The sequence below is a fragment of the Ilumatobacter sp. genome (genome assembly GCF_049588435.1).
In the GTDB taxonomy this organism is placed as follows: domain Bacteria; phylum Actinomycetota; class Acidimicrobiia; order Acidimicrobiales; family Ilumatobacteraceae; genus Ilumatobacter_A.
In genome coordinates this window covers 1-1648 of record NZ_JBAVYV010000538.1, presented here as the reverse complement: position 1 = coordinate 1648, position 1648 = coordinate 1, and the positions used below count along the sequence as shown (strand labels likewise).

2 protein-coding genes are annotated in these 1648 nt (G+C 57.1%); one reads left to right on the top strand and one right to left on the bottom strand.

The window, feature by feature from the left end; translation table 11 throughout:
- Positions 1-201, top strand: a 201-nt coding sequence (locus tag WBV89_RS20335; protein WP_423983151.1) for a hypothetical protein, incomplete at its 5' end; no start/stop codon positions are given.
- A gap of 225 nt (positions 202-426) precedes the next feature.
- Here the strand turns inward: WBV89_RS20335 and WBV89_RS20330 are convergent.
- Positions 427-1626: a fatty acid desaturase family protein gene (locus WBV89_RS20330; protein WP_423983150.1), complete on the bottom strand. Its 1200-nt coding sequence runs from the start codon at positions 1624-1626 to the stop codon at positions 427-429.
- Positions 1627-1648 lie beyond the last annotated feature (22 nt).

Below are 1648 nucleotides of genomic sequence, written 5' to 3'. Positions count from 1 at the left end.
CAATATGGCTCCAAGGAACTGCATAAAAAGACACTGCAAGCGGTGTCGGTGAAGCTGAATGGTGATAAGACTCGCGTGCAGGTGGACTTCGATAAACTGCCTGATAGCGATGATAATAGTATCTATAAGTTTGAGTCCAATGCCTTGCCAGTGACGCGGGAAGGATTGATGGAAGCGTTCTATACCATTTCCCGCAGGTAATAGGAGTTGGGATAGCTCCGGTTGCTGGAGGAATGACTATGCGGTTCGGTTAAGATTTTTTTAACCGCAGATGAACGCAGATGAAGATGGGTTCTCTTCTGTGTTGATCGTGTTGGATGGAGCGGCTTGTTAGCTACGGAAAGTGAAGAGGCGCTGAAGGCACCTCATGAATTGCGGCAGAGCGGAGTCGGCCGACGCTTGGGTCATTGACTGGCGCCAATCGTCTTAGACTGCGGCGTGGCCGAGTTCGCAGACACTGAGGTTGCGCATGTGGGAGAGCGCTTTTTTCAAGGTTTTCCACCAGGTGTCGGTGCGATAGTTGACGCCATAGGCATCGCAGACGGCGCGAATTTCGGGGGCGATTTTCCGCAGCCGATCGGGCGGGAGTTTGGGGAACAGGTGGTGCTCGATTTGGCGATCCAGTCCGCCGCAGAGGATGGAGATGGGCAGGCAGACTTCGAAGTTATTGGTGGCTTCCACCTGCATGGCATACCATTCGCCTTTGCCTTTGGCGCGGGTGCCTTCGGGGAAATCGGCGACGTCCTCGCCGGTGTGGCCGCAGTAGATGGTGGCGGCGCTGTAGAGATCACGCAGGGTTTCAGCCAGCCAGTTTCCTAGCAGAACTTTCCAGAACATGGTCATGTTCCAGAACATCAATCCGGCGAGCAGCGGGAAGAACAGGTAGTTCTTGATGTAATAGGGCGCGAATTTCCGCAATGCGGTGAGGTGGGCCGCCTTGACCGCCTTCCACGAACGGTCGGTCTTGTCATGATGTTCGGCGGCGCGACCGTTGCCAAAATAGAGGTCGTTCAGGCCGGTGAAATGCAGGTTCATGAAGAACGTGAAATTCGGCGCCAGGATCGCGACCAGGAATGGGAATTGCAGGTGGTGGAACCACTTGTGCGGCGTTTGTTCGGTGAGGCGCGCGGGCCCGAAATTGATGTCCGGGTCCTTGCCCGCGACGTTGGTGAAATGATGGTGCTCGACGTTGTGTCCATGCCGCCAGGCTCCCTCATGGATCGGGGTGTCCCAGCTGAACTTCTTCGAATTGAATCGATCGCCGCCCTCGAGGTGGTCATACACCCCGTGCAGCACGGTGTGGCCGATCTCGATCGCTTGCAGTTGCTTGTGCACCCACAAGGCGCCGACGCCCGCGAAAAATCCGATCGGTTCGATGCTGAAGTGGAGCAGCGTTCGCCCGACGGCTTCCATTCCCCGTGAAAACCAGTTCATCCGGCGAATGCGGGTCACGTCCCGCGCTCCCAGATCGGCCTCGGCCCTAACGCGGATCGCATCGATTTCCTCACCGAAGCGTTTCATTCGTTCGGTGTGGGTGAGATGTGAAATTCCGCCGGAAGCGCCCACACCGGTGGGGCCTTCGTCGGCGCGAAAGGAAGGCGTGGTGGATGGAATGAGGCGAGGCATCGGGACTGGCGGAGGGTTTCAG

Coding starts and splice junctions, on each gene's coding strand:
- WBV89_RS20330 (WP_423983150.1), bottom strand. CDS start 1,626: ATGCCTCGCCTCATTCCATCCACCACGCCTTCCTTTCGCGCCGACGAA.